This window comes from Sphingosinicella ginsenosidimutans, assembly GCF_007995055.1.
Lineage (GTDB): Bacteria > Pseudomonadota > Alphaproteobacteria > Sphingomonadales > Sphingomonadaceae > Allosphingosinicella > Allosphingosinicella ginsenosidimutans.
Genome location: NZ_VOQQ01000001.1, coordinates 1,929,312 through 1,955,025, shown reverse-complemented (window position 1 = coordinate 1,955,025; position 25,714 = coordinate 1,929,312). Strand labels below are relative to the sequence as shown.

Genomic DNA, 25,714 nt, shown 5'->3' with positions numbered 1-25,714 from the left:
CTCTATCGCCCCGCGCGCCCGGGCGAAACAGCAAAACGGCCGCCGGCGCATAAGTCCGGCGGCCGCCCTCTGATCGGCCTTCGGGTCTAGGGCCGATCCATTGCCGAACGATTAAGACGCGGCGCGAGCGACAGGGTTTCCCAGATCGCGACCGCCGCCAGCACCGCCGCCACCGCCACCGCGAGCTGGAACGGCTGGAGCGCGCGCCCGGCCAGCGCCAGCGCCGCGATCGCCGCGAGCCCGGCAAGGTGGGAGAGCGGCCACCAGCGCGCGCCGGTCACCCGCTTGAACGCGGCGGTGCCGGCAAGGAACAGGGCCGGCCCGGCCAGCGTCATCGCGAAGGCCGGCGGCGCGATCGGCCCCGCTGGCGCGGCGATGACGAGCTGGATCGCCGCGGCGGCGACGACGATCCCGCCGACGATCGCGATGTGCAGATAGGTGTAGGCGAGCCGCGCCACCTGCCCTCTCCCGCGCCGGTCGCGGTGCGAGAAGGTCGCGCTCGCCCGCTCCGCGCCGATGTCGAAATAGGTCCACCACAAGGCGACCGTGCCAACGAAGGAGGCGAGGAAGGCGATCGCCGCCGGCCGCGTCCATTCGATCTCGGCGAAGCTGTCGCCGGTCGCCAGGATCGATTCGCCGAACGCGATGATGATGAACAGGCCGCATCGCTCGGCGAAATGATGCGCCTCGACGTTCCAGTCCTCCGGGCTCGATCGGCCGAGGCCGGGGACGAAGAAGAAGGCGGCCGGGCCGGCGGTCCACAAGGCCATCGCCCCGGCCCATAGCCACAGGCGCGCTTCGGCATCGAAGGCGCCGGCGATCCACAGCGCGCCGGACAGCGCCTGCCACACCAGGATCCTGATGAAATTGAGATAATTGCCATGATCGTGCCGGCGCAGCGCGAGCGCGGTGAACGCGCTCCGGCCGAGCTCCACCGCGACATAGGCGATGGCGAACGGCACCGCCTTTTCGGCGAAGGCGTCGGGGATCGACATCGACACGACGAGCCCGCCGGCCATCAGCGCGAACAGCATGAAGCGCACCCGCCGCCGGTTCGGATCGAGCCAGTTGGTCACCCAGGCGGTGTTCACCCAGCTGCTCCAGATCGCGACGAACAGGATGCCGGTCTCGATCGCCCCATGGATCGTCGGGTGGTGGACCAGCCGGTGCGACAGCTGGGTGATCGCGAACACGAAGACGAGATCGTAGAACAGCTCGACCGTCTCGACCCGCGCCTCGCCGCTTTGCGAGCGCTCGCGCAGCAATCCTGTCGCCGTCATGGGCGCCCCCCCGTCCGGGCCTTGTGTGCCCGGCCATCGTTGCCGAAAATCGCCGCGCGCGAAAGCCCACAATGCGCGGCCTGCGGGGAGGGGCGGGCCGGCGCTGGCGGCCTAACCCGCCGGCCGCTCCTCGCGCACCTTGCTCGCCCGCGCCTGGAGCAGGTTGCGGCGGGCGATGATGCCGATCAGGCGGCCGTCCGCCGGCGCGACGACGCAGACTCGGCCGATATCCTCGGCGATCATCAGGTTCGCGACCTCGATCGCCGGCGTGTCGGGATGGACGATCGGCATCGACCCGTCCGACAGCTGCTCGCCCAGCGTCACGCCCGCGGCGATGTCCGCCTGGCGCCAGCGCAGCGCGTCGGACCGCGAGGCGAGCCCCACCGGCCGCCCGGCGCCGTCGATCACCGGATAGGATCGATGCTCCGCCCCGGCCTGGAAGAATGCGATCGCATCGGCGACGGTCATCCCCTCGCCCAGCGTCTTGGGATCGGGGGTCATGATCTCGGCGGCCCGCGACAGCGCCAGCGGATCGACCGTATATTCCTGCAGGACGTGCCGCCCGCGCCGCGAAATCTTCTCGGTCAGGATCGAGCGCTTGAGCACCAGCACCGCGACCGCATAGGCCGCGACGGCGGCGGCGACGGCGCTCGGGAGCACCTCGATCCGGCCGGTGAGCTCGACCGCGAACATGGCGGCGGTGAGCGGCGCGCGCATCGCCGCGCTCACCACCCCGGCCATGCCGAGCAATGCCCAGAAGCCGCTCCCGCCCGGCAGCCAGTGGCCGGCGATCGCGCCGAGCGCGCCGCCGAGGATCAGCAGCGGCGCGAGCACGCCGCCCGACGTCCCCGATCCGAGCGCGGTCAGCCACACCGTGCCCTTGACGAGGAGGAGCAGAACGATCGCGCCGAGCACCAGCCGCCCGTCGAGCAGGTCCTGGATGTTGTTGTAGCCGGCGCCGAGCACGCGCGGCTCGATCAGGCCGCCGATGCCGACCGCGACCGCGCCGATCGCCGGCCACCACATCCAGTGGACCGGAAGCCGGTGAAACAGATCCTCGATCCGGTAGAGCGTGACCGAGAGGAAGGCCGCGAACAGCCCGGCGACCAGGCCGAGCGCGACGGCGAGCGGGAGGACGGCCGGCCCCGCCCCCGGCGCGGCGGCCATCGGAAAGACCGCGCCGCTGCCGATCGCCAGCGGCCGCAGCGCGAGCGCCGTCAGCACGGCGAGCACCACCGGCACGAAGCTGCGCGGCTTCCATTCGAACAGCATCACCTCGACCGCGAGCAGAACGGCGGCGACCGGCGTTCCGAAAATCCCGGTCATGCCCGCCGCGGCGCCGGCGACGAGCAGCGTCTTGCGCTCGGCCGCGCTGAGGTGGAAGCGCTGCGCAAACAGCGATCCGATCGCACCTCCGGTCATGATGATCGGCCCTTCCGCGCCGAACGGCCCGCCGCTGCCGATCGAGATCGCCGAGGAGATCGGCTTCAGCAACGCGACCTTCAGCGACAGGCGGCTTTCGCCGTAAAGGATCGTCTCGATCGCCTCGGGGATGCCATGGCCGCGGATCTTGTCGGATCCGAAGCGCGCCATCAGGCCGACGATCAGGCTGCCGACGACCGGGATCGCGATCGTCTTCCAGCCGCCGGCGCCATCGCTCATCACCGCATTTTCCCAGGAAAAGCGGCCGAACCAGGCGAGATTGGTGACCAGGGCGATCAGGTGGACGAGGACGAATGCGGAGGCGACGCCGCCGATCCCGACGACCAGCGCCATCGCGGCGAGCAGCACCATCCGCCGGTCGGCGCTGTGATCGGCCAGCCGCGGCCGATGGGCGACGTGCATGTCCGGCGGGCTGATCGTCGCCACCTTCGGGTCCTCGCGATTTCGCTTTGGGTGCCGCCAGTTACGGGCGCGCACGCGCGATGGCAAGGTGCCCGCTCGTCCTCCCCGTCGCAGCGGGCGATGGGGATGCGTTTCGCCCTGCCCGCTACCGTCGGCGCGTGTTCGCCCGGAAGGTGCGGCATTGCGGCGTGCCCTTGCCCGCGCCGTTGCAGAACTGACGCATCACCTCCGAATTGATGTAGCGAACGCGGGGGCCGCGCGGGCGCTCGGTGCGCGGGCGCGACGGGCGCTGGGCAGTCTGCGCCGGGGCCGGTGTCCCCTGGCCTGCCTGGGCCGGCATCGGCGGCGCGGCTTCGCCCGGCGGGGGTGCGCCCGGCTTGCCCGCCCCGACCGGCGGCGGCACCGCGGCCTGGAGCGCATTGTCGGCCTTGGCATCGGACGGCGGCTGGCCGCCGGCGCCCGATCCCTGATCGACCATCGGCGGCAATTGCTGCGGGCCGGCGGGCGTCGGCGCCGGCGCGGCGAGATTGGTCGTCGTCGATTCGTTCGTCGCCGCGCCGCCGCCCATGCCCAGGCGGGCCCGCAGCTGATCGCCATAATTGATCCAGCCCCAGCCGGCGGCGGCGATCAGCGCGACGAGGATCACGAGCAGCGCGATCAGCCCGCCTTTGCCCTTGCGCGGCGCAACCGCCGCCGGCGGAGGCGGTGGTGACGGAGGCGCGGGCGGAGGCGGCGCTGGCGGAGGCGGCGCGACCACCGCTTCGGGCGCCGGCGCGACGGGCGGCACCGTCTCCGGCGCTGGCGGCGGCGGCGGAGGCGGCGGCGGCGGTGGTGGCGGCGGCGGAGGAGGAGGCGGCGGAGGCGGAGGCGGAGGCGGCGGCGGCGCGACCGGCTCGGCCGGCGGCGCTGGGGGCAGCGGGCCGGCCATGATCACCGTCTTCTCGTCCCCGGCCGGCGCACCGGCGAGCGCGACCAGCTCCGCGCGGATCCGGGCCCAGCCGGGATGGGCCGTGTCGCCGAGCCAGGTGGAGATCGACGCGACCTCGCCCGCCTCGAACGGCACCGGCGGCGTCGCATCGTCGGCGCTCGCCTGGACGAGCCGGCGCAGGCCGCGGGCGACATTGGCGTCGGCCCGCACCCATTCGGAGGCGACGGCGCTGGCCGACCAGACGACCACTGCCGCCTTGGCATTGAGGATCTGCTCGGTGACCCCGCCCGCGCTCCCGGCGGCCGGGCTTTCGTCATACCACACCGTCCAGCCTTCGGCGCGGATCGCATCGGCGAGCTGGCGGACGGTGGCCTGATTGTCTGGCGCGTAGCAGATGACGACGTCGGCCATGTGGCGACTCCCCCCTGTGAGCGGTGGAGATTAGCACGGCTGCGCGTGGGCACAATCGCGGGAGATTCACGGGGTCGCGCGAACGCGCCGGGCACGCTAGACGGGGCGCACGTTCGTCGCCGGGGGCCCATGTTTCGCAGGATTTACGATTGGATGCTGCGGATGGCGGGGCATCGCCATGCGCTGTGGATCATGGCGGCGGTCTCGTTCGCCGAATCCTCCTTCTTCCCGATCCCGCCCGACGTGATGGTGGTGCCGATGATCGTCGCGCGCCGCGACCGCGCCTTCCTGATCGCGACGGTCTGCACGATCGCCTCGGTGCTCGGCGGCGCGCTCGGCTATGCGATCGGCTATTATCTCTACGACAGCCTCGGCCAGTGGCTGGTCCACCTCTACGGCATGGAAGGCGGGGTGGAGACGTTCCGCCAGAAATTCGCCGAATACGGCATGTGGATCGTGCTGCTGAAGGGGCTGACGCCGATCCCGTTCAAGCTGGTGACGATCGCCAGCGGGTTCGCCGCGTTCAATTTCCCGCTCTTCATGCTGTGCGCCCTGATCACCCGCGGCGCCCGCTTCTTCCTGATCGCCGCGCTGCTCAAGCGCTATGGCGCGCCGATCCAGGATTTCATCGAAAAGCGGCTGAATCTCGTCGCCTGGGCCTTCCTCGCCATCCTCGTCGCCGGTTTCGCGGCGGTCATGTATCTGTGATCGCCCGCGCTCAGGCCGCGACGCGGGCCAGCAGCGCCGTTTCCTTGTCGACCCATTTCGAGAAGCTCGGCCGCGCCAGGATGGCGGTGACATAATCGACGAGCCTGGGATGCCGCGCGGCATCGAGCGCGACATCGACATGGCGCAGGTTCACGAACGGGCTCGCCACCGCGATGTCGGCCAGCGTCAGCCGATCCTCGACCAAGAAGCCGCTCGCCGGGATCACGCCCTCCAGATAGTCGAGCAGAGGCGGCAGCTCCTCGCACTCGGCCAGGTTCGCCTCCTCCTCATTGCCGGCCTTGCCGAGGAAGAAAGGCGCCACCACCCGGTTGAAGAACATCTTGCGGCCGCAGCCGAACAGGATCGTATCCGCGAATTCGTCATACCAGATCGCCCGCGCCCGCCCGCGCGGATCGGTCGGGATCAGGTTTGGCTCGGGCTTGATCGCATCGAGATAGGCGACGATCGCGCTGGAATCCGAAATCTCGAAATCGCCGTCGCGAAAGCCCGGCATCTTGCCGAAGGGGCTGGTCGCGAGGAATTCCGGATCCTGGTCGCCAAGCCGGTTGGGCCGCACCTCGAGCTCGATCTCCTTTTCGGCGGCGAAGGCGAGCACCTTGCGGACGAAAGGCGAGAAGGACGAACCGTAGAGGATCATGGCGGGCTCCCCGATTTGGTTTTGAATTGAAACGCAGCCTTACGCCTCGACGGCGGCGGGCGCAACCGTGGCGGCGCGGCGGATCGGCGGCCGTTTCAGATAGGTGAGCCAGCGCCACAGCCATTCGACCGGGCCGAAGCGGAAGACGCGCAGCCAGAGCAGGCTGAAGACCAGCTCGCCGGCGCAGATCGCCGCGAAGACGTAATAGAGCTGATGCCGCTCGAGCTGGCCGAACAGGCCGAAGCCGACGAAGATCGCCAGCCCGGCGAGCGATTGCAGCAGATAGTTGGTCACCGCCATTCGCCCGACCGCGGCGATCGCGCGCCGCACCGGGCCGAGCAACCCCGATTTCACGAACAGCATCAGCGCGCCGAGATGGCCGAGCGTCGTCGCCAGCCGGCCGAGATCGTAGGTCACATGCGCCTGGGCGAAGGCGACCGCGCTGAAGCCGTGGTCCATCACCCAGCGTGTCTCGGCGGCGTTGACGGCAAGGCCGATCGCATAGCCGAGGCCCATCATCGCCAGATAGACGCGGGTGCGGACCTTCAGCGTCAGCGCGCCGAGCCTGAACAGGCCCATGCCGATCAGCATCATGCCGAAGACGTCGCAGAAATAGCGGTAGGTGCCCCAGGATTCGGCATAGGCGACCTGCGGCGCATTGGCGGCGAAGAGCGTCGGATAGGGCCGGACCGCCGCGGCGATCGCGGCCTCGGCGTCCTGCGGCGTCACCACGAACTCGGCCGCCGCCGCCGGCCATTCGGCGATCGCCTGCTGCTGCGCGGGGCTGAGCTCCGCGCCGGAGGCCTGCGCCGCGCTCGCCGCTTCATAGGCGCCGTGCTTGCCGATGAGGTTCCACGTCTCGTGCGCGTTCCAGGCGCAGGCGATCAGCAGCGACGCCGCGCCGAACGCGAACAGCTTCCCCGGCGGGAGCGTTCGGAAGGCGTAGAGGAACAGCGCGGCGACGCCGTAGAGGAACAATATGTCCCCCTGCCACAGCAGCACATAGGCATCGAACATGCCGAAGGCGATCAGCCAAAGGGCGCGGCGGAAATAGATGTCGGCGCTGTCGGCGCGCCTCGCCGCCTCCAGCCGCGAGGTCAGCAGGATCGTGCTCGCCCCGAACAGGATCGAGAAGAGGCCACGCTGCGTCCCTTCGACGAAAATCTCGCCAAAGGCCCACACCCACAGGTTCGCGCCGGTCGCGCCGCCGGCATTGGCTGGATTGCTGTAGGCATAGGGCAGGCCGAACAGCAGGATGTTCATGTAGAGGATGCCGAACAGCGCGACGCCGCGAACGAAATCCAGCGCCTCGATCCGATCCGAGACGGGCGCGGCCGCGCCGCCGGAATCGACCAGGACCGTCCGCTCCTCGCCTCGCACGCCGTCCCTCCCCAGCCGGTCGCCCGCCCGCCTTGTCGCGTGAAACGAAAAGGGTGGCAAGCAGCATCGGAACGCCCCCGCAACGGCGTGTTTCGAGGGGGCGACAAAGGCGCGCTCACCACCTATCGAGCGCCCGAGGAATCGAGGAGCAAGCCCATGAGTCGAGAGGACATTTCCATCCGCACCAGCGACGGCGTCTGCCGCGCCTTCGCCTTCACCCCGTCGCAGGGCGAGGGCCCGTGGCCGGCGGTCATCTTCTACATGGACGGGCTCGCCATCCGCCCCGCCCTGCTCGACATGGCCCAGCGGATGGCCGATGGCGGCTTCCTCGTCCTGCTGCCCGATCTCTTCTACCGGATCGGGGATTATCCGCCCTTCGATCCCAAGGCGGTCTTCGCCAGCGGCAACGTGCGCGAGGTGCTGAAAGATTTCTTCGCATCGACCGACAATCGCCGCGCCGGCGGGCCGGACACCGATGCCTTCCTCGCCTGGATCGACGGGCGCAACGATGTCGCCGGGACGAAGATCGGCGTCGTCGGCTATTGCATGGGCGGCGGCATGGCGCTGACCGCCGCCGCGCTCCATCCGGACCGGGTCGCCGCGGCGGCAAGCTTCCACGGCGGCAATCTCGCCAGCGATTCGGAGATGAGCCCGCACCTGCTCGCGTCCCGGATCAGGGCGCGCGTCTATATCGGCGTCGCCGACAACGATCACAGCTATCCGCCCGAAATGGCCGCCCGCTTCGAAGCCGCGCTCGACGCGGCCGGCGTCGATTACCGTTCCGAGCTCTACGACGGCGCCGCCCACGGATGGACCCAGACGGATTTCCCGATCTACGACGCCGCCGCCGACCAGAGGCACTGGGCCGCGCTGTTCGATCTGTTCAGGGGGACGCTCGGCTGAGGCCGAAAATCCTCCCGCTTGCGGGGGGGATCGCGGGCTTTAGTCCCGCGCTCGGATCGGCAGGACCAGCGCTGCGATCAGGCCCGGCTTGTTGTCCTCGAGCTCGAGCTGGCCGTGGTGCAGATGCGCGACCGCCTCGACCAGCGCGAGGCCAAGTCCCGCGCCGCCCGGCGCGCGCGCGACGTTGAGGCGCCCGAACTGGCGGCGCGCCTCGGCCCGGTCCTCCGGCGCGATGCCGGGGCCGCGATCGGCGACGCCGAGCCGGAGCACCTCCTCCTCGCAATGGGCGAACAGCCGCAGCTCGCCGCCCGGCGCGTAATTGAGCGCATTGTCGAGCAGGTTGGTGATCGCCTGGGCGAGCAGCTGGCGATGGCCGAACAGCGGCAGCAGCGCCGGCCCCTTGTCGAGCACCAGCGCGACGCCCGCCTCCTCGACGATCGGCTCGTACATCTCCGTCAGTTCGGTCACGAGCTCGCCCGGGTCGAGCCAGGCGAACTGGCCGCGCGGCGCCATCGCCTCGGCGCGGCCGATCTCCAGCACCGTCGTCAGGATCCGCATCAGCGAGTCGGCCTCGTGGACGACGCCGGCGAACAGCGCCTCGCGCCGGACCTCGTCGTCGGCGGCCATCGCCGCGTCGATCCGCGCGCGCAGGCGCCCGATCGGCGATCGCAGGTCATGCGCCAGGCAATCGGTGAGGAGGCGCAGCTCCTCCATCAGCGCGCCGATCCGGTCGAGCATCCGGTTGACCTGGCCGGCGAGCCCGTCGAAGGCGTCGCCGGTGCCGGACAGGGGTACGCGATGCGTCATGTCGCCGTCGCCGATCCGGTCCGCCACCGTCGCGATGTCGCGCACCCGCCGATCGACATAGCGGGCGAGGACATAGCCGGCGCCGAGCCCGAGCAGCACCGACACGGCGAGCGCGAGCAGGAGCGATCGCTCCAGCGTGCTTTCGAAGGCGACGCGCTGCGCGAAGCTGCGGCCGCTCAGCAGCAGATCGCCGCCGGCCAGCGGGCGAAGCGTATAGGCCGCCTCCACCGGCGGCGCGCCGCGACGACCCAGCCGGCCGCTGTGATAGCCGGCGCCGATCGGGCCATCGATCGCGGTCACGTTGCCCGCCTTGGGCCGGCCGTTCGGGCCCAGGATCGCGGCGAAATATTGCGGATCGCGCGCCGCCAGGATGTCGGTGATCGCGCGCTCCAGCGCCGCCTCGTCCCCGGTCGCATAGACATCGTCGAGGACGGAGCCTTCCTCGATCACCTGGCGGTGGATCAGCCCGGCCGATTCATCGTGCGTGCGCCAGCGGATGAAGCCGACCACGGCGAGGTTCGCGGCCAGCGTCAGCATCGCCGCCAGCAGCGCCACGCGAAGGCCGGTCGGCAGCCTCATTTAGGGTCGCCTAGCCCGGATTGCCGAGCCGGTAGCCGGCGCCGCGGACCGTGTGGAGGATCGGGTTGTCGAACCCGTCCTCCAGCTTGCGGCGAAGCCGGCTCACATGGACGTCGATCACGTTGGTGCCGGGATCGAAATGATAATCCCACACCTGTTCGAGCAGCATCGTGCGGGTCACCACCCGCCCCTTGTTCCGTGCGAAATATTCGAGCAGCCGATATTCGCGCGGCTTGAGATCGATCGCCCGTCCGGACCGCTTCACGGTGCGCGCGAGCGGATCGATTTCGAGATCGCCGACGATCAGCCGATGATCGGCGGCGACGGCGCGCTGCTCGCTGCGGCGAAGGAGCGCGTTCACCCGGGCGAGCAGCTCGGCGAAGGCGAAGGGCTTGGTGAGATAATCGTCCGATCCGCTTTCCAGCCCCTCGATCCGGTCGCTCACCGAGGCGAGCGCGGAGAGCACCAGCACCGGCGTCTCGACCCCGGCCGCGCGCAGCGCCTTCAGCACCGAAAGCCCGTCGAGCGCCGGCACCATGCGATCGAGGATGATGAGATCGAAGGTCTGTCCGGTGGCGCGGAACAGCCCTTCGCGCCCGTCGCCGACATGCTCGACGCTGTGCCCTTCCTGCGTGAGGCCGCGCACGAGATAGTCGGCGGTCTCGCGATCGTCCTCGACGAGCAGGATCTTGCGGCCCATTGCCTCACCTTTCGCCGACGATGATAGGCTGGACGCGCTGGACGGCAAGGCCTGGCTCCCTTCCTTCCAGATAAGAGCCGCCCGGCGCGAGGGGGGGAGCGCCGGGCGGCAAGGGGTCGCGAGGGACCCCATTCCTGGCTCCGGAAAAATGACGTCGGCGGCCTGGGGACGAGCCGCCTGACGAGGACGGTCTAGCCCCCCGCATCTCTCGTCAGCGTGGCCGCCGCATTACTTTTTTGTCATGTGCGACAGAGCGTTGCTTCGCGCCGCGCACGGCTCCCCGCCCGGTTAGGCAATTGTCAAAGTTTAGCACTTATTCACCACCCGGCCCGGTGATCGGCACAGCGTAAACAGCGAAGGGTTCGCGAACGACCATGAGTGCTTTCGGACGACGCAACGGCATGAGCGCCGGCAACGGCGCGCGGCCGACCTTCGGCACCGCCAAGCCCATGAAGGGCCCTGTCGCCGCGCCCCCGCCTTCCGCATCCCCGGACGGCGGCGAGCAGTTCCCGCCGATCGACGCCATCCCGCTTCCCGGCGACGAGGAGGCCGGCCCGCTCGACCGCGGCTCGGAGGCGATGGCGCGGCTCGCGGACCGCCAGGCGCAATCGGGCGAGCAGGGCAGCTCGCGCAACGAGGGTTTCGAGGCCGCGATCCACCGGATCAAGGAACAGGTGCTGCCGCGCCTGCTCGAACGCGTCGATCCCGAGGCCGCGGCGACGCTGAGCAAGGACGAGCTGGCCGAGGAATTCCGGCCGATCATCGGCGAGGTGCTCGCCGAGCTGAAGATCAACCTCAACCGGCGCGAGCAGTTCGCGCTCGAAAAGGTGCTGGTCGACGAGCTCTTGGGGCTCGGGCCGCTCGAGGAGCTGCTGAGCGACCCCGAGGTCAGCGACATCATGGTCAACGGGCCGCAGCAGACCTACATCGAAAAGAAGGGCAAGCTGCAGCTCGCCCAGATCCAGTTCCGCGACGAGGAGCATCTGCTCCAGATCGCCCAGCGGATCGTCAACAAGGTCGGCCGCCGCGTCGACCAGACGACCCCGCTCGCCGACGCCCGTCTCCAGGACGGCAGCCGCGTCAACGTCATCATCCCGCCGCTCAGCCTTCGCGGCACCGCCATCTCGATCCGCAAATTCTCCGAAAAGCCGATCACCATCGACATGATGAAGGGCTGGGGCTCGCTGTCCGACAAGATGGCGACCGTGCTGAAGGTCGCCGGCGCGAGCCGGATGAACGTCATCATCTCGGGCGGCACCGGATCGGGCAAGACGACGATGCTCAATGCGCTGTCGAAGCTGATCGACCCGGGCGAGCGCGTCATCACGATCGAGGACGCGGCGGAGCTGAGGCTTCAGCAGCCGCACTGGCTGCCGCTGGAAACCCGGCCGCCGAACCTGGAAGGGCAAGGCGCGATCACGATCCGCGATCTCGTCATCAACGCGCTTCGTATGCGCCCGGACCGGATCATCCTGGGCGAAATCCGCGGCAGCGAGTGTTTCGACCTGCTCGCCGCGATGAACACGGGCCACGACGGATCGATGGCCACGCTCCACTCCAACTCCCCGCGCGAATGCCTCGCGCGTATGGAGAACATGGTGATGATGAGCGACATCAAGGTGCCGAAGGAGGCGATCAGCCGCCAGATCGCGGACTCGGTCGATCTCATCGTCCAGGTGAAGCGCCTGCGCGACGGCTCCCGCCGCTGCACCAACATCACCGAGGTGATCGGGATGGAAGGCGACGTGATCGTCACCCAGGAGCTGTTCAAGTTCGAATATCTGGACGAGACGCCGGACGGGAAGATCATCGGCGAATATCGGTCGATGGGTCTTCGCCCCTACACGCTCGAAAAGGCCAAGATGTTCGGCTTCGACCAGCCCTATCTCGAGGCCTGCCTGTAACGGTGGAAGCCGCAGGGCCGATTAGGAAATTGGTAGCGCGCCGCTGCTACGCAATTCAGCCATGAGCGCCAGATTCACTATCGACGTCGATCCCGCCCGCGATCTGGTGCGGATCACCATGTCGGGCTTCTATTCCGCCGCCGACATCGACGCCTTCCTTGCGAAGCGCGCGGCGGCGCACCGGCTGCTGACCTGCGGGGCGAACGAGCATCTGACGCTCAATGACGTGCGCGGCATGAAGATCCAGTCGCAGGATTCGGTGCAGGCGTTCCGGCAGATGCTGTCCGATCCGGCCTATCGCTCGCGCCGGCTCGCCTTCGTCGTCGATCAGACGCTGGCGCTGTTCCAGCTCGAGCGTGCGCTCGCCAATCGCGATGCGCGCTGCTTCGCGACCGTTCAGCAGGCCGAGGCCTGGCTGTTCGAGCGCCGCGCCGGCGAGCCTGCGCCCGCCGCCGCGCGCTTCGGACGCGATGCCGCCTGACGATCAGGCGGCGCTTCCCTCCATCGAATGTTTGAGATCGCGCACCCGGTCATGGCCGGCGCGCACCGAGCGATAGGCGGCGTCGACGGCCTCGAGCGCGGTCGGTGACAATTCGCTGTCGCCGAGCGCCTCTTCATATTTGCCCTTGATATAGTCCTCGCCGCGCTCGACCTCGTCGATGATCGCCTTGTCGCCGCCGCCGGACAGCGCATTCTTGAGATCGAGCCAGCGGCGATGGATGTTCGCCATCAGCGACCCGTCGTCGACCGGCGTCCCGCCGAGCGAGCGGACCGTCTGCTGCAGATCGCTGACCGCCGCGCGGCGCTCGCGCGCACATTCGCGGAACATCTCGCGGAACCGGCCGGCGCTGGCATCCTCGGCCGCGCGCTCATAGCCGTCGCAGCTGTCGATGGTCGTCGTGGTGAGGGAATTGAGCGTCGCGATGTCATGGTCGACGGGCATTTTGGTCTCTCCTGGAAAATTGTGTGGCAGGCCGCCAACGACCCGGGCCGGGCGCGGGTTCAAATCGTGCGTCGCCTTGAAGGCACGCCCCGTCTTGCCTCCGGCCGCCGGCTCGGGAAAAAGAGACGATCCATCCCTTTCGAAAGAGACAGCGATGATCCGCCATGCCTTCGCCGCCGCCCTCCTCCTCGCGGCCGCCGCCACCTCGGCCGGGGCGATCCAGACCGCGAAGGCCGCCGATGCCGGCGCGACGGCGCCCGATCCGGCGCTCGCCGCGGCCGTCGCCGCGCCGACGCGCACCCCCGCCAATGTCGCGCGCGACCGCTATCGCCATCCGGCCGAAACGCTTGCCTTCTTCGGCGTGCGGCCGACCGACACGGTGGTGGAAATCTGGCCGAGCGGCGGTTGGTATACCGAGATTCTCGCGCCCTATCTGGCCGATCACGGCACCTATTACGCGACGGCGATGGGCGATCGCGGGCACAATCGGCTGCGCGCCCTCGCCGCCGCCCATCCCGATCTCTACGGCCGCATCCGCTATGCCACCTTCCCGGTCTTCGACGGCGCCGGCGGCGGGGTCCCGGACGGCACCGCGGACGTCGTGCTCACCTTCCGCAACGTCCACAATTGGCGGATGGGCGAAGGCCGCGACGACCGCGATTACAGCCTGGAGGCCTTTCGCCAGATGTATGCGATGCTGAAGCCGGGCGGCACGCTCGGCGTCGTCGATCATCGCCTGCCCGAAAGCGCCAGCGGGGAGCGCGAGCGCAGCAGCGGCTATATGAAGGTCTCGACCATCCGCCGGCTCGCCGAGCAGGCCGGCTTCCGCTTCGTCGCCGCCTCCGAGGTCAACGCCAATCCGCGCGACACCGCGGATTATCCGCAGGGCGTGTGGACCCTGCCGCCGACCCTGACCCTGCGCGATCAGGACCGCGACCGCTATCTCGCGATCGGCGAGAGCGACCGGATGACGCTTCGTTTCGTGAAGCCGGAATGATCCGTCGGCCCGGGCCGGAGCGGCCCGCTTATTCGCCGAGCTTGTCCAGCTTTCGCTGAAGCTCGGCGAGCTGGGCCTTGAGATCGGCGAGCTCGCTCTTCGTATCGCCGCCGCCCGCCCCCGCCGGCGCGGCCGGCCGGCCCGCGGCGGCGGCGGTGAACAGCTCCATGTTGCGCCGCGCGATCTCGGCGAAGGGGTTGGCGGCGAAGGCGCCCGCCATGGCATCGCGGATCTGGCTCTGGTTGCGCTGCAGCTGCTCCAACGAGGCTTCGAGATATTGCGGCACCACCGCCTGCATCTGATCGCCGTACATGCCGATCAGCTGGCGCAGGAAATTGACCGGAAGCATCTCCGATCCGCGCGCTTCCTCGTCCATGATGATCTGGGTGAGGACCGAGCGGGTGATGTCCTCGCCGGTCTTGGCGTCGACCACCTTGAACTCGCGTTTCTGCCGAACCATTTGCGCGAGCCGCTCAAGCGTGATGTAGGTCGAGCTTTCGGTGTCATAGAGACGCCGGTTCGCATATTTCTTGATGATGACCGGATCGCCTTCGGACCGCGCTGCCATGAACAATTCCCCGCCAGATGGACGCAGCGCTTTTGCACCCAATTTTGCGGCACTGCAACACAGGCCCCGGCCGCTGCCCCTCTTCCTCTCTTTGCTGCAGCGGGAAACCGCAGCAAATCCGGCCGCCATGCAGCGCGCGCTCGCCGGACTCAGAAAGTATCAGGAGGCCGCGCGGCCGCCGCCGCCGGCGCCAATGCCGGCGATCGCCGAGGCGCGCGGCGCGATGCTTCGCGGTTATGGCGGCGACGGGCCGACGGTGCTGTTCGTTCCATCGCTCATCAATCCGCCGAGCGTGCTCGATCTGCCCGGCCGCTCGCTGCTGCGCTGGCTGGCGGGGCAAGGGCGGCGCGTCCAGCTGCTCGACTGGGGCTGGCCCGATGCGGCGCGCAGCGGCCTGTCGGTCGCCGGCCATGTCGAGGAGATCCTGCTGCCGCTGATCCGCGGCCTGGACGCGCCGCCCGATCTGGTCGGCTATTGCCTGGGCGGGACGATGGCGATCGCGGCCGCCGCGCTCGCCCCGGTCCGCAGCCTCGCGACGATCGCCGCGCCCTGGCATTTCGCCGGCTTTCCCGAGGAGGCGCGGACCGCGCTCGCCCAGCTCTGGGCGCAATCGCGCCTCACGGCCGAGACGCTGGGGGTGCTGCCGATGGAGGCCTTGCAGAGCGCCTTCTGGGGCCTCGATCCGGCGCGCACGATCGCCAAGTTCGCGGATTTCGCGACCCTGGAGGGCGAGGCGGCAAGCAGCTTCGTGACGCTCGAGGACTGGGCCAATGACGGCCCGCCACTCGCCGTCGCCGCGGCGCGCGAGATGTTCGAGGATCTCTTCGCCGACGACCGGACCGGCCGTGGCGCGTGGCGCGTGGCCGGGATGCGGATCGATCCAGCCGCGATCGCCGCGCCGATGCTCACCATCGTTTCCGCCGGCGACCGGATCGTGCCGCAGGCGAGCGCGCCCCGTGTCGGCGAGCGGATCGAGGTCGCGCAGGGCCATGTCGGCATGGTCGTCGGCTCGCGGGGCAAGGCGGTGCTGTGGGCGCCGCTCGCCGCCTGGCTCGATCGCCACGACGCGGAACCGCCGACGCGCCGGCGCGGTTGACCGGCGTGGCGCGGCCCTTCTTCACCATCGGCCATTCGACGCTGACGATCCCGGCCTTCGCCGAGGCGCTCGGCCGTGCGGAGGTGGGCCTGGTCGCCGACATCCGCACCGTGCCGCGATCGCGCACCAATCCCCAGTTCAATGCCGACACGCTGCCCGAAAGCCTCGCGCCCTGGCAGATCGGCTATGCCATGCTCCCCGCGCTCGGCGGCCTGCGCCCCCGATCGAAGGAGGTGCCTCCCGAGACCGACGGCCTGTGGCGCAATGCGAGCTTCCACAATTATGCCGATTATGCGCTCGGCGCCGCCTTTCGCGCCGGCCTCGACGAGCTCGTCGCGCTCGGCCGCGCGCGACGCACCGCGATGATGTGCGCCGAGGCGGTGTGGTGGCGCTGCCACCGCCGGATCGTCGCCGATCACCTGATCGCGCGCGGCGAGCAGGTGTTCCATATCATGGGCGATCGGATCGAGCCGGCGCGGCTCACGCCCGGCGCGCGGATCGAGGGCGCGCGCGTCACCTATCCGGCATCCGCCACCGCTTGAACCTACCAATTCGCGGCGCCGCGGCCTAAGTGGGCCCGGCAGGTTTTCGGGAGACTCGCTCAATGACCGACGTCGTCATCACCGCCGCCAAGCGCACCCCGGTCGGCGCATTCCTCGGCAGCTTCGCCGCGACCCCGGCGCACGAACTGGGCCGCACCGCGATCGAGGCCGCGCTCGCCCAGGCCGGCGTCGCGCCGGACGAGGTGTCCGAAGTCATCCTCGGCCAGGTGCTGACCGCCGGCCAGGGGCAGAATCCGGCACGCCAGGCCTCGATGGCCGCGGGGATCGCCAAGGAGGTGCCCGCCTGGGGCGTCAACCAGGTCTGCGGATCGGGGCTGCGCGCCGTCGCGCTGGCGACCCAGGCGATCCTGACCGGCGATGCGGACATCGTCGTCGCCGGCGGCCAGGAGAGCATGAGCCTCTCCAACCACGCGCAGAACCTGCGCGGCGGCACGAAGATGGGCGATCTTTCCCTGATCGACACGATGATCAAGGACGGGCTGACCGACGTCTTCAACGGCTATCACATGGGAATCACGGCGGAAAATCTGGCCGAACAATATCAGATCAGCCGCGAGGAGCAGGACGTCTTCGCCGTCGCCAGCCAGAACAAGGCGGAGGCCGCCCGCGCCGCCGGCCGCTTCCGCGACGAGATCGCGCCGGTGACCGTCAAGTCGCGCAAGGGCGAGACCGTGGTCGCGGACGACGAATATATCCGCGCCGGCGCGACGCTCGACGGCGTGACGCCGCTGCGCCCGGCCTTCAAGAAGGACGGCACCGTCACCGCCGCCAACGCCTCCGGAATCAATGACGGCGCCGCCGCGCTCGTGCTGATGCGGCGCGAGGAGGCTGAGCGGCGCGGCGCGCCGATCCTGGCGCGGGTCGCGAGCTGGGCCTCGGCCGGCGTCGATCCGTCGATCATGGGCATCGGCCCCGTCCCTTCCAGCCGCCGCGCGCTGGAGAAGGCGGGCTGGAGCATCGCCGATCTCGACCTCATCGAGGCGAACGAGGCCTTTGCCGCGCAGGCGCTCGCCGTGGGGCGCGAGCTCGGCTGGGACGGGGACCGGGTCAACGTCAACGGCGGCGCCATCGCGATCGGCCACCCGATCGGCGCCTCGGGCGCGCGCGTGCTCACCACCCTCCTCTACGAAATGGGTCGGCGCGACGCGAAGAAGGGCCTCGCGACGCTCTGCATCGGCGGCGGCATGGGCATCGCGATGTGCGTCGAGCGGGGCTGAGCGGCGCCCCCTGGTCGCCGACAAGTCGCATTTTTTCAGTAGTTTGGACCTTATCGGACCAGCCCCCTCGGCGGCCTGGGCGGGCTTTGGTCGATGTTGCCTTCGTGCAACAACGATCGACTGTCGACATCGGCAGCAAGCCCGCTCGGCATTTAGTTCTTGTCGAACCATAACTCTTTCTGTTTGATCCACTGGTGGCGTGCCATCGACGCATGCCGGATTCAGGGGGATCAGCACATGAAGCTCACCACTCGCCAAACTCTGCTTGCGTCTGCGCTGTTTATCGGCGCGGCGGGGGCTCCCACCGCCGCGTTCGCGCAGAACACCCAGCCCGATTGCACGCCGGAGCAGGCGAGCGCCGGCGATTGCGTCCCGCGCGCCGCTGGCGCGTCGACGGAGCAGACGGTGACCGTCACCGGCACCCGCATCCGGACGCCCAACCTCCAGTCGCCGGTGCCGATCACCTCGATCAGCGGCGAGTCCTTCTTCCAGTCCTCCGACACCAATGTCGGCCAGCAGCTCAACGATCTGCCCCAGCTGCGCAGCACCTTCGCGCAGCAGAATCCGGGCCTCGGCATCGGTATTGCCGGCCTCAACCTCCTCGATCTTCGCGGCCTCGGCACGCAGCGCACGCTCGTGCTGGTCAACGGCCGCCGCCACGTTCCGGCCGACATTCTCAACAATGCCGTTTCGCCGGACGTGAACTCGATCCCGAACGACCTGATCGAGCGCGTCGACATCGTGACCGGCGGCGAGGCCGCGATCTACGGTTCGGACGCCATCGCCGGCGTCGTCAACTTCATCCTTCGCCGCGACTTCGACGGCCTCCAGATCCGCGGGCAGGCCGGCATCGCCGAACAGGGCTATGGCGGCAACCAGTACACCTCGATCATGTTCGGCCACAATTTCGCCGAGGGCCGGGGCAACATCACCCTGCACGGCGAATATGCCCATCAGGACCGCATCTTCGCCTCCGACATTCCGTGGCTGCGGATCCAGAGCGGCTTCTTCACCGTCGACGCCGATTCGGCCGGCCTGCCCAACGGGTCCGACGGCTTCCCGGACGCGATCTTCCTGCGCGACGTGCGCAGCGCCACGATCAACCCGAACGGCCTGGTCCCGATCCAGCAACAGCTGGCCGTCGCGGCCTGCGGACGCGGAACCCTTGCCAATGATGGCGCGCCGAACAGCCTGGGTGCCGCCTATAACTGCAACTATATCTTCAACGGGGCCGGCCGCCTGGTCGCGCAGACCGGCGCACGCTTCGGCTCCGGCCCGACCGGCAGCTTCCTGGGGGGCAACGGCCAGACGGGCCGCGAGGGCAGGACGCTTTCCGTGCTGCCCTACCTGGAACGCTACAATTTCAACCTGCTCGGCCATTACACCTTCAGCGACGCCGCCGAAGTGTTCGTCGAGGCGAAGTGGAACCGGGTCAACGCCCTGGGCAACAATGCCGGCCCGTCCTTCATCCAGACCGGCAGCGGCAACAGCGGCAATATCGGCGACGCCCGCGAGCGGCCGCGGCTGGACAACCCGTTCCTCAATCCGGCCGATCGCACGACCCTGGCCAACCTCATTCTGGCGTCGGGCTGCAACACCAGCCTGACGGCCAGCTGCCCGGCCGGGGGCAACCTGACCGCAGCCGATATCGCCGCGATCGGCGACGGCAGCTATCGCTTCCAGCTGGCCCGCAACCTCCTCGACGTCGGTCTTCGCGACGAGCGTTTCCAGCGCGACACCTATCGTGTCGTCGCCGGCCTTCGCGGGACCTTCAACGAGGACTGGGGCTACGAACTGTCGGTCAATTACGGCAAGTTCCAGGAGGACGTGACCACCGACGGCTTCATCGACCGGCAGCGCTTCTCGCTGGCGATGGACGCGGGACGCAACCCGGTCACGGGGCAGATCCAGTGCCGCTCGCAATTCGATCCGGCCGCGGCGATTCCGATCCAGCGTCCGGGCTCCGGCGATCCGGCGACCAACGCGGCGCGCCTCGCCGCCGACATCGCGGCCTGCGTGCCCTACAATCCGTTCGGCGCCCCGGACAACAGGGCGTCGGTCGCCTATTTCGCCCGCGAGTTCACCGCGCACGACTCGCTCGATCAGCTCGTCCTGTCCGGCTTCGTCAACGGCGATCTCAGCCAGCTTTTCGAGCTTCCGGGCGGCCCGGTCGGCTTCGCGCTCGGTGTCGAATATCGGCGTGAGAACGCATCTTACGAGCAGGATCCGTTCGTCACCAACGGCTTCACCAACGGCGTTTCCATCCCGAGCTTCGAGCCTGACACGTTCGAGGTGAAGGAAGCCTATGGCGAGCTCAGGATCCCGATCCTTCGGGACGTGCCCTTCTTCTACGAACTCACCGCCAACGGCGCGGCGCGCGTCGCCCATTACCAGGGCGGCACGGGCACGGTCTGGGCCTATAATGCCGGGGCCGAATGGGCGCCGATCCGCGACATCCGTTTCCGCGGCAATTACAGCCGCGCGGTGCGCGCTCCGAACGTTTCGGAAACCGCGTTCCCGCTGGTCCCGAACTTCGCGCCGGGCTTCCAGGATCCGTGCAACCCGAACAACATCTCCGCCAACGCCAATCGTACCCGTAATTGCCAGTCGGACCTTGGCGGCAATCTCGGCAACCTGCCGGTGATCACCTATTCGCTGCCGATCGTCAGCGGCAGCAACCCGAACCTCCAGGCGGAAACCTCCGATTCCTGGACGGTCGGCGCCGTGATCCAGCCGCGCTTCATCCCCGGCCTCGCCATCACCGCCGATTATTACGACATCACGGTGAACGGGATCATCACGTCCGTCGGCGCTCAGGGCATCGTCAACAGCTGTTACGATCTGCCGGATCTCAACAACATCTTCTGCCAGCAGTTCGTCCGGTTCGCGGGTCCCGGCACCGGCCCGAACGGCGAGCTGCCCGGCCAGATCCTCGGCAATTCGCTGATCGTGGCGCCGCTCAACTTCGCCCGCCGGGTGCGGCGCGGCATCGATGTCAACGTGTCCTACCGCACCAATCTGGCGACGGACCTGCGGCTCGATACCAGCCTGATCTACGTGCATAATTTCCAGATCAGCAATTATGAGAGCGCAACCAATCCGGACTTCGAGAACCGGATCCTGGGCGAGATCGGCGATCCGAAGGACGAGTTCCGGATCGATGCCGACCTCACCTACAAGGCGTTCACCTTCGGCTATCGGTTCCATTATATCGGGCCGATGTTCTCCGGCGCGGCGGAGAATGTGACGAACGTCAACGATCTGGGGCCGCAGAATCTGGATGCCTTCTCGCCGGCGCGCTATCCGGCGATCACCTATTCGGACATCCGGCTCGAATGGAACATCCGCAACGGCGCGGGCTTCGGACGCGACCTCAAATTCTATGTGGGCGTCGACAATGTGTTCGATCGGCACGCGCCGCTCGGCACGACCGCGACCGGAGCCGGAACCGCGATCTACGACTTCCAGGGCCGGTCCTTCTACGGCGGGTTCCGCGCCCGCTTCTAGGCCGCGGATTGATCGACCTCGGGGCCGGGAGGTTTTCCTCCCGGCTCTTTTTTTTGGTGGACGCGACGCATAAGGACTTGGAGATGCCGTCACCCGCCGTCACCCGCGCCCATGCGCTCGCCGCCGAAGGCCGCCATCGCGATGCATTCGCGGCGCTTGCCGAAGCATCCGGCGCGGGGGATTCCGACGCGCTGAGGCAGCTTGCCGACTGGCGCATCCAGGGCGGGATCGTGCGGCGCGATCTTGGCGAGGCGCGCGCGCTGCTCCAGCGCGCGGCGGCGGCGGGCAATGACGATGCCGCCCTGCTCCACGCCTTCTTCGCCGCCAACGGGGTCGGCGGCCCATCGGACTGGCCGGGGGCGCTGGAGTCGCTTCGGGAACTGGCGCCGCGCATCGCGCAGGCACGCGCGCAGCTCGACGCCCTCGCCGACTTCGCGCTGGACGAGGCGGGCGGGCCGATGACGACGCCGCAGCTCGAGCGATTGAGCGAGTCGCCATCCGTCGCGGTGGCGCGCGGCCTGCTCGGTGCGGCCGAATGCGCCTATCTGGTCAGCCGCGCGACGCCGATGATGGCGCCCTCGCTGGTCGTCGATCCGGCGACCGGCCGGATGGGGCCCCACCCGATCCGGACCTGCGACTTCGCGAGCTTCGGCGTCTATTACGAGGATTTCGTCGTCGGCGCGATCAACCGCCGGATCGCGGCGCTCAGCGGCACCGATCACGCCCATGGCGAGCCGCTCCAGGTCCTGCGCTATTTCCCCGGCGGCGAATATCGGCCGCACATGGATGCGCTGCCGGCGACGGACAATCAGCGAATCGTCACCGTGCTGGTCTATCTCGACGAGGATTATGAGGGGGGCGAAACCGATTTTCCGGAGCTCGGCCTTCGCTTTCGCGGCCGCCCGGGCGATGCGCTGATGTTCGCCAATGTCGACGCGGAGGGCCGCGCCGATCCGCGGGCGCGCCATGCCGGCCTTCCCGTGCGGAGCGGCACCAAGCTGGTCGCCTCGCGCTGGATCCGGCGCACGCGCTTCGCCTATCCGCCGCCGACCCCGATCCTTGCCGACAGCTGAGGCTCAGCGCCAGACGCGGCGGTAGCGGCGGCCGAGCGTCGTCAGCAGCTCATACTGGCTGAGCTCGCCGGCAAGCTCGGGCAGGCGGAAATCGATCTGGAGCCAGTCCCCCTCGGCCGCATCCGCGCCGGAGGGCAGCGCCACCGCCATCAGGTCCATCGAGATGCGGCCGAGGATCGGGCAGCGCACGTCGCCCGCCAGCGCATGGCCCCTGCCGGCGAGCGGCCGCAGATAGCCGTCCGCATAGCCGATGTTGAGGATCGCCGCGCGCATGTCCTGCCCGGCGACGAAGGTCGCGCCATAGCCGAGCGATTGGCCGGCCGGCACCTCGCGGACCTGGAGCACCCGCGCCTCGATCCGCGCCACCGGCTTCAGCCCCGCCTCCTGCTCGGCATCGCCCGGCACCGGGATGCCGCCATAGAGCGCAAGGCCCGGCCGGGTCAGCCCGAACGCATATCGGCCGCCAAGGCAGATGCCGGCGGAATTGGCGAGGCTGTAGCGCGCCGCCGAAACTTCGCGCCGGAGCGAGCGGAAAATGCCGAGCTGCCGCTCGTTCATCTCGTGCCCCGGCTCGTCGGCACAGGCGAGATGGCTCATCAGCGTCTGCAGCGCGAGCCCGTCGAGCAGGCCGGAGCGCGCCTCCCGCACCGTGAGGCCGAGCCGGTTCATGCCGGTATCGACCATGACGTCGCACGGCCGCGCCGGCGCCGCCTGCTTCCAGCGTTCCACCTGCGCCCGGCTGTTCAGCACCGGCCGGGCGGGCGAGGCGAGCGCGGCGGCCATATCCTCCTCGCCGACGCCGTGGAGCACCGAGAGGTTGAGGTCCGCCGGCCAGGGCATCAGCGCCTCCGCCTCGGCCCAGGTCGCGACGAAGAAGTCGCGGCATCCCGCCGCGGCGAGCCGCTTCACCGCCTCGCGCGCGCCAAGGCCATAGGCGTCGGCCTTCACCGCCGCGCCACAGGCCGCGCCGCCGCCCGATTTGTGGGCGAGCCAGTGCCAGTTGGAAACGAGGGCGTCGCCGTCGAGGATCAGCCGGAGCGCGGAGGGAATCATCGCCTGGCGGTAGCCGAGCTTGCCGGGCTAGTCCAACCGCCGTCCGGCGGTTTCGGGCAGCCACAGCAAGGTGATGACAAGCGCGGCCGCGACCACGCCGACCGTGTACCACAAGCCGGCGAACGGATCGCCGGTCCGCGCGACGATATACTGGCTGATGAACGGCAGGAATCCGCCGAAATAGCCGGTCCCGACATGATAGGGGATGGACAGCGACGTATAGCGCACCCGCGCCGGGAACAGCTCGACCAGCAAGGCCGCGACCGGCCCGTAGGTCATGCCCGAGAGCAGGCTGACGAGCAGCAGGGCGATCACCAGCGGGACTATGCGGCCCGCCGGCGGCGTCGTCTTTTCGAGCCGGTAGCCGGCCGCGCCGAGCGCGCGATCGAGCGCCGCTTCATCGGCCGCGTCGACCGGCTCGGCGCCGATCCGCACCTGATAGGCATCGCCATCGCCGGTCCAGCCCGGCGCGGGCACGATTTCATAGGAAATGCCGCGCCGGGTGAGCGCGTCGAGCGCGCGGCCGCACGGATTGGCCTGGCGGCTTGCGAACGGATTGAACTCGCAATGCGTGCCCTGCACCGTCACCGGGCTTCTGAGGCGCGCCGCCGACAGCTCCGGATTGGCCGCCGCCGCCATCCAGTGGAACAGCGGGAAGAGCAGGATGATCGTCAGCGCATAGCCGGCGATGATCGGCGGCTTGCGCCCGATCCTGTCCGAAAGCCAGCCGAACAGGATGAACCAGAAGGTGCCGATCACGGTCGCGAGGCCGATGATGAGCCGCGCCGCCGTATCGTCGATCCGCAGCGAATTCTGCAGGAAATAGAGCGCCTGGAAGGTCGCGGTGTACCACACCACCGTCAGCCCCGCGGCGATGCCGAACAGCGAGACGAAGATCATCCGGATCTGCCGCCAGCCGCGGAAGCTTTCGCGCAGCGGATTGCGCGCCAGCTCGCCCGCTTCCTTGATCGCCTGGAAGACCGGGCTTTCCTTGAGCTTCAGCCGCACCCACAGCGACACGGCGAGCAGCAGCAGCGAGATGAGGAAGGGCACGCGCCATCCCCAGCTTTCCTCCGCTTCGGCGCTCAGCAGCGCATTGGTGCCGAGCACGACGGCGAGGCTCAGCATGAAGCCGCCGATCACCCCGGCCTGGATGAAGCTGGTGTAAAGGCCGCGCCGGTTCGCGGGCGCATGTTCGGCGACATAGATGGCCGCGCCGCCATATTCGCCGCCGAGCGCGAGCCCCTGCATGATCCGCAGGATGACGAGCAGGATCGGCGCCGCCGCCCCGATCTGGGCATAGGTCGGCATCAGCCCGACGCCGGCGGTCGCGACGCCCATCAGGGTGATGGTGATGAGGAAGGTATATTTGCGCCCCAGCCGGTCGCCGAGATAGCCGAACAGGATCGCGCCGAGCGGCCGCATCCCGAAGCCGACCCCGAAGCTCGCCAGCACGAGCAGGAAGCTCGTCATCGGATTGGAGGCGGGGAAGAACAGCCGGGCGAGCGTCGCGGCGAGCGTGCCGTAGACGAAGAAATCATACCATTCGAAGACGGTGCCGAGCGAGGAGGCGAAGATCACCAGCCGATCGCGCTTGAGATCGGACGGCTCGCTCGCCGGCCCGCCCCCCGCAGGTCCGATGTCCGCCGCCACCGTCGCCATCGCATCCCCCCTTCCGGGCGGAGATTAAGGCGCGATGGGGGTGGCGGCAAGCGGCGCGCAGGTGTTGCATTGCGCGCAACACCTGCTTTCACACGCAGCTATTTCCGCAACGACTCGTCGCGCTTATATGGAGACTATGACACAGCCCAGCCTCTTCATCTCCCATGGCGCGCCGGATCTGGCGCTGAGCGATTCCCCCGCGCGCCATTTCCTCGAAAAACTGGGCAAAGGGCTCGCGCGGCCCGACGCGATCGTGATCGCATCGGCGCATCACGAGGCGCGCGGCGTCGCCGTGCGCGCGCCGGCGCGGTTTCGCACCTGGCACGATTTCGGCAATTTCGATCCGCGCCTCTTCGAGATGCGCTACGAGCCGCCCGGCGCGACGGCGCTCGCCGACGAAATTGTCGCGATGCTCGCCGCCGTCGGGCTCAATCCGCGGCGCGAGGCAAGCGACCTCATCGACCATGGGGCCTGGGTGCCGCTGTCGCTGATGTTCCCGGCTGCCGACGTGCCGGTCGTCATGGTTTCGATCGATCCCTCGCGAGACTCGCATTGGCATGCGCGGATCGGCGCAGCGCTCGCGCCGCTGCGCGAACGCAACGTGCTCCTGATCGGCTCGGGCAGCATCTCGCACAACCTGCGTGCCATCTTCTCGGCCCGACCCGGCGCCGATCGCGCCTGGATCGAAGACTTCACCGACTGGCTTGAAGATACGATCCGCGCCGGCGACGGCCCTGCCCTGCTCGATGCGATGGCCGAGGCGCCCGAGGCGCAGCGCAATCACCCGACCGACGAGCACCTGCTGCCGCTCTTCTTCGCCTTCGGCGCCGGCAGCCGCGCGCCCGGCCGACGCCTGCATCACAGCTACACCCACGACCTGCTGGCGATGGACGCCTATGCGTTCGGCAGGCTGTGAGAAAGCGCCGGAGAGC

At 69.1% G+C, this 25,714-nt stretch carries 22 protein-coding genes; 11 read left to right on the top strand and 11 right to left on the bottom strand.

Translation table 11 applies throughout. The features are described 5' to 3' along the window. Positions 1 to 86: 86 nt before the first annotated feature. The 3 genes from FRZ32_RS09875 to FRZ32_RS09865 all read right to left on the bottom strand — a co-directional run bounded on the left by FRZ32_RS09875 (position 87) and on the right by FRZ32_RS09865 (position 4,464). On the bottom strand, positions 87 to 1,280 hold the full coding sequence (locus FRZ32_RS09875) for a low temperature requirement protein A (RefSeq protein WP_147043344.1): 1,194 nt from the start codon (positions 1,278 to 1,280) through the stop codon (positions 87 to 89). A gap of 111 nt (positions 1,281 to 1,391) precedes the next feature. Further along, positions 1,392 to 3,125, bottom strand: coding sequence for a chloride channel protein (locus tag FRZ32_RS09870; protein WP_243445350.1), 1,734 nt, complete (start codon positions 3,123 to 3,125; stop codon positions 1,392 to 1,394). Between the two features lie 145 nt (positions 3,126 to 3,270). Next, a complete protein-coding gene (locus tag FRZ32_RS09865; RefSeq protein WP_147043343.1) occupies positions 3,271 to 4,464 on the bottom strand; it encodes a toll/interleukin-1 receptor domain-containing protein in 1,194 nt (397 codons plus the stop codon). Positions 4,465 to 4,593: 129 nt separating this feature from the next. Between FRZ32_RS09865 and FRZ32_RS09860 the strand changes: the two genes are divergently transcribed. Next, positions 4,594 to 5,172 (top strand): YqaA family protein, encoded by a 579-nt coding sequence (locus FRZ32_RS09860; RefSeq protein ID WP_147043342.1) that lies wholly within the window; start codon positions 4,594 to 4,596, stop codon positions 5,170 to 5,172. Positions 5,173 to 5,182: 10 nt separating this feature from the next. Here FRZ32_RS09860 and FRZ32_RS09855 read toward each other — a convergent pair whose 3' ends face one another. Beyond that, positions 5,183 to 5,830: a glutathione S-transferase family protein gene (locus FRZ32_RS09855; RefSeq protein ID WP_147043341.1), complete on the bottom strand. Its 648-nt coding sequence runs from the start codon at positions 5,828 to 5,830 to the stop codon at positions 5,183 to 5,185. 39 nt (positions 5,831 to 5,869) lie between these two features. Next, positions 5,870 to 7,210, bottom strand: coding sequence for a DUF418 domain-containing protein (locus tag FRZ32_RS09850; protein WP_147043340.1), 1,341 nt, complete (start codon positions 7,208 to 7,210; stop codon positions 5,870 to 5,872). Between the two features lie 156 nt (positions 7,211 to 7,366). Here FRZ32_RS09850 and FRZ32_RS09845 point away from each other — a divergent pair, with 156 nt between their 5' ends. After that, the gene (locus FRZ32_RS09845; RefSeq protein WP_147043339.1) at positions 7,367 to 8,113 is read left to right on the top strand and encodes a dienelactone hydrolase family protein; all 747 of its coding nucleotides are present in this window, start codon (positions 7,367 to 7,369) and stop codon (positions 8,111 to 8,113) included. 39 nt (positions 8,114 to 8,152) lie between these two features. On the opposite strand, the gene FRZ32_RS09840 is transcribed toward FRZ32_RS09845, so the two are convergent. Then, positions 8,153 to 9,499: a sensor histidine kinase gene (locus FRZ32_RS09840; RefSeq protein ID WP_147043338.1), complete on the bottom strand. Its 1,347-nt coding sequence runs from the start codon at positions 9,497 to 9,499 to the stop codon at positions 8,153 to 8,155. 10 nt (positions 9,500 to 9,509) lie between these two features. Continuing rightward, positions 9,510 to 10,199: a response regulator transcription factor gene (locus tag FRZ32_RS09835; protein ID WP_147043337.1), complete on the bottom strand. Its 690-nt coding sequence runs from the start codon at positions 10,197 to 10,199 to the stop codon at positions 9,510 to 9,512. 374 nt (positions 10,200 to 10,573) lie between these two features. Between FRZ32_RS09835 and FRZ32_RS09830 the strand changes: the two genes are divergently transcribed. Both FRZ32_RS09830 and FRZ32_RS09825 read left to right on the top strand, forming a co-directional pair. Continuing rightward, positions 10,574 to 12,103, top strand: coding sequence for a TadA family conjugal transfer-associated ATPase (locus tag FRZ32_RS09830; RefSeq protein WP_147043336.1), 1,530 nt, complete (start codon positions 10,574 to 10,576; stop codon positions 12,101 to 12,103). A gap of 61 nt (positions 12,104 to 12,164) precedes the next feature. Further along, positions 12,165 to 12,584, top strand: a complete 420-nt coding sequence (locus FRZ32_RS09825; protein WP_147043335.1) for a hypothetical protein — start codon at positions 12,165 to 12,167, stop codon at positions 12,582 to 12,584. 3 nt (positions 12,585 to 12,587) lie between these two features. On the opposite strand, the gene FRZ32_RS09820 is transcribed toward FRZ32_RS09825, so the two are convergent. Then, on the bottom strand, positions 12,588 to 13,046 hold the full coding sequence (locus FRZ32_RS09820; RefSeq protein WP_147043334.1) for a PA2169 family four-helix-bundle protein: 459 nt from the start codon (positions 13,044 to 13,046) through the stop codon (positions 12,588 to 12,590). 154 nt (positions 13,047 to 13,200) lie between these two features. Between FRZ32_RS09820 and FRZ32_RS09815 the strand changes: the two genes are divergently transcribed. Continuing rightward, positions 13,201 to 14,043 (top strand): class I SAM-dependent methyltransferase, encoded by an 843-nt coding sequence (locus FRZ32_RS09815; RefSeq protein ID WP_147043333.1) that lies wholly within the window; start codon positions 13,201 to 13,203, stop codon positions 14,041 to 14,043. Positions 14,044 to 14,071: 28 nt separating this feature from the next. On the opposite strand, the gene phaR is transcribed toward FRZ32_RS09815, so the two are convergent. After that, a complete protein-coding gene (gene phaR / locus FRZ32_RS09810; protein WP_147043332.1) occupies positions 14,072 to 14,611 on the bottom strand; it encodes a polyhydroxyalkanoate synthesis repressor PhaR in 540 nt (179 codons plus the stop codon). Between the two features lie 127 nt (positions 14,612 to 14,738). Here phaR and FRZ32_RS09805 point away from each other — a divergent pair, with 127 nt between their 5' ends. From FRZ32_RS09805 to FRZ32_RS09785, 5 genes are all read left to right on the top strand, one after another. Next, on the top strand, positions 14,739 to 15,707 hold the full coding sequence (locus tag FRZ32_RS09805) for an alpha/beta hydrolase (protein ID WP_243445253.1): 969 nt from the start codon (positions 14,739 to 14,741) through the stop codon (positions 15,705 to 15,707). 5 nt (positions 15,708 to 15,712) lie between these two features. Continuing rightward, a complete protein-coding gene (locus FRZ32_RS09800) occupies positions 15,713 to 16,249 on the top strand; it encodes a DUF488 domain-containing protein (protein ID WP_147044416.1) in 537 nt (178 codons plus the stop codon). 62 nt (positions 16,250 to 16,311) lie between these two features. Next, positions 16,312 to 17,487, top strand: coding sequence for an acetyl-CoA C-acetyltransferase (locus FRZ32_RS09795; RefSeq protein ID WP_147043330.1), 1,176 nt, complete (start codon positions 16,312 to 16,314; stop codon positions 17,485 to 17,487). A 237-nt stretch (positions 17,488 to 17,724) separates the two neighbouring features. Continuing rightward, positions 17,725 to 20,994, top strand: coding sequence for a TonB-dependent receptor domain-containing protein (locus FRZ32_RS09790; protein WP_147043329.1), 3,270 nt, complete (start codon positions 17,725 to 17,727; stop codon positions 20,992 to 20,994). An 83-nt stretch (positions 20,995 to 21,077) separates the two neighbouring features. Further along, a complete protein-coding gene (locus tag FRZ32_RS09785) occupies positions 21,078 to 22,067 on the top strand; it encodes a 2OG-Fe(II) oxygenase (protein ID WP_147043328.1) in 990 nt (329 codons plus the stop codon). Positions 22,068 to 22,070: 3 nt separating this feature from the next. Here FRZ32_RS09785 and alr read toward each other — a convergent pair whose 3' ends face one another. Beyond that, positions 22,071 to 23,120 (bottom strand): alanine racemase, encoded by a 1,050-nt coding sequence (gene alr, locus FRZ32_RS09780; RefSeq protein WP_147043327.1) that lies wholly within the window; start codon positions 23,118 to 23,120, stop codon positions 22,071 to 22,073. Positions 23,121 to 23,147: 27 nt separating this feature from the next. Next, on the bottom strand, positions 23,148 to 24,782 hold the full coding sequence (locus FRZ32_RS09775) for an MFS transporter (RefSeq protein ID WP_147043326.1): 1,635 nt from the start codon (positions 24,780 to 24,782) through the stop codon (positions 23,148 to 23,150). Positions 24,783 to 24,918: 136 nt separating this feature from the next. Here FRZ32_RS09775 and FRZ32_RS09770 point away from each other — a divergent pair, with 136 nt between their 5' ends. Continuing rightward, positions 24,919 to 25,698 carry a DODA-type extradiol aromatic ring-opening family dioxygenase gene (locus FRZ32_RS09770; RefSeq protein WP_147043325.1) on the top strand — a complete coding sequence of 260 codons (780 nt, stop codon included), beginning with the start codon at positions 24,919 to 24,921 and terminating at the stop codon, positions 25,696 to 25,698. Positions 25,699 to 25,714: the final 16 nt, after the last annotated feature.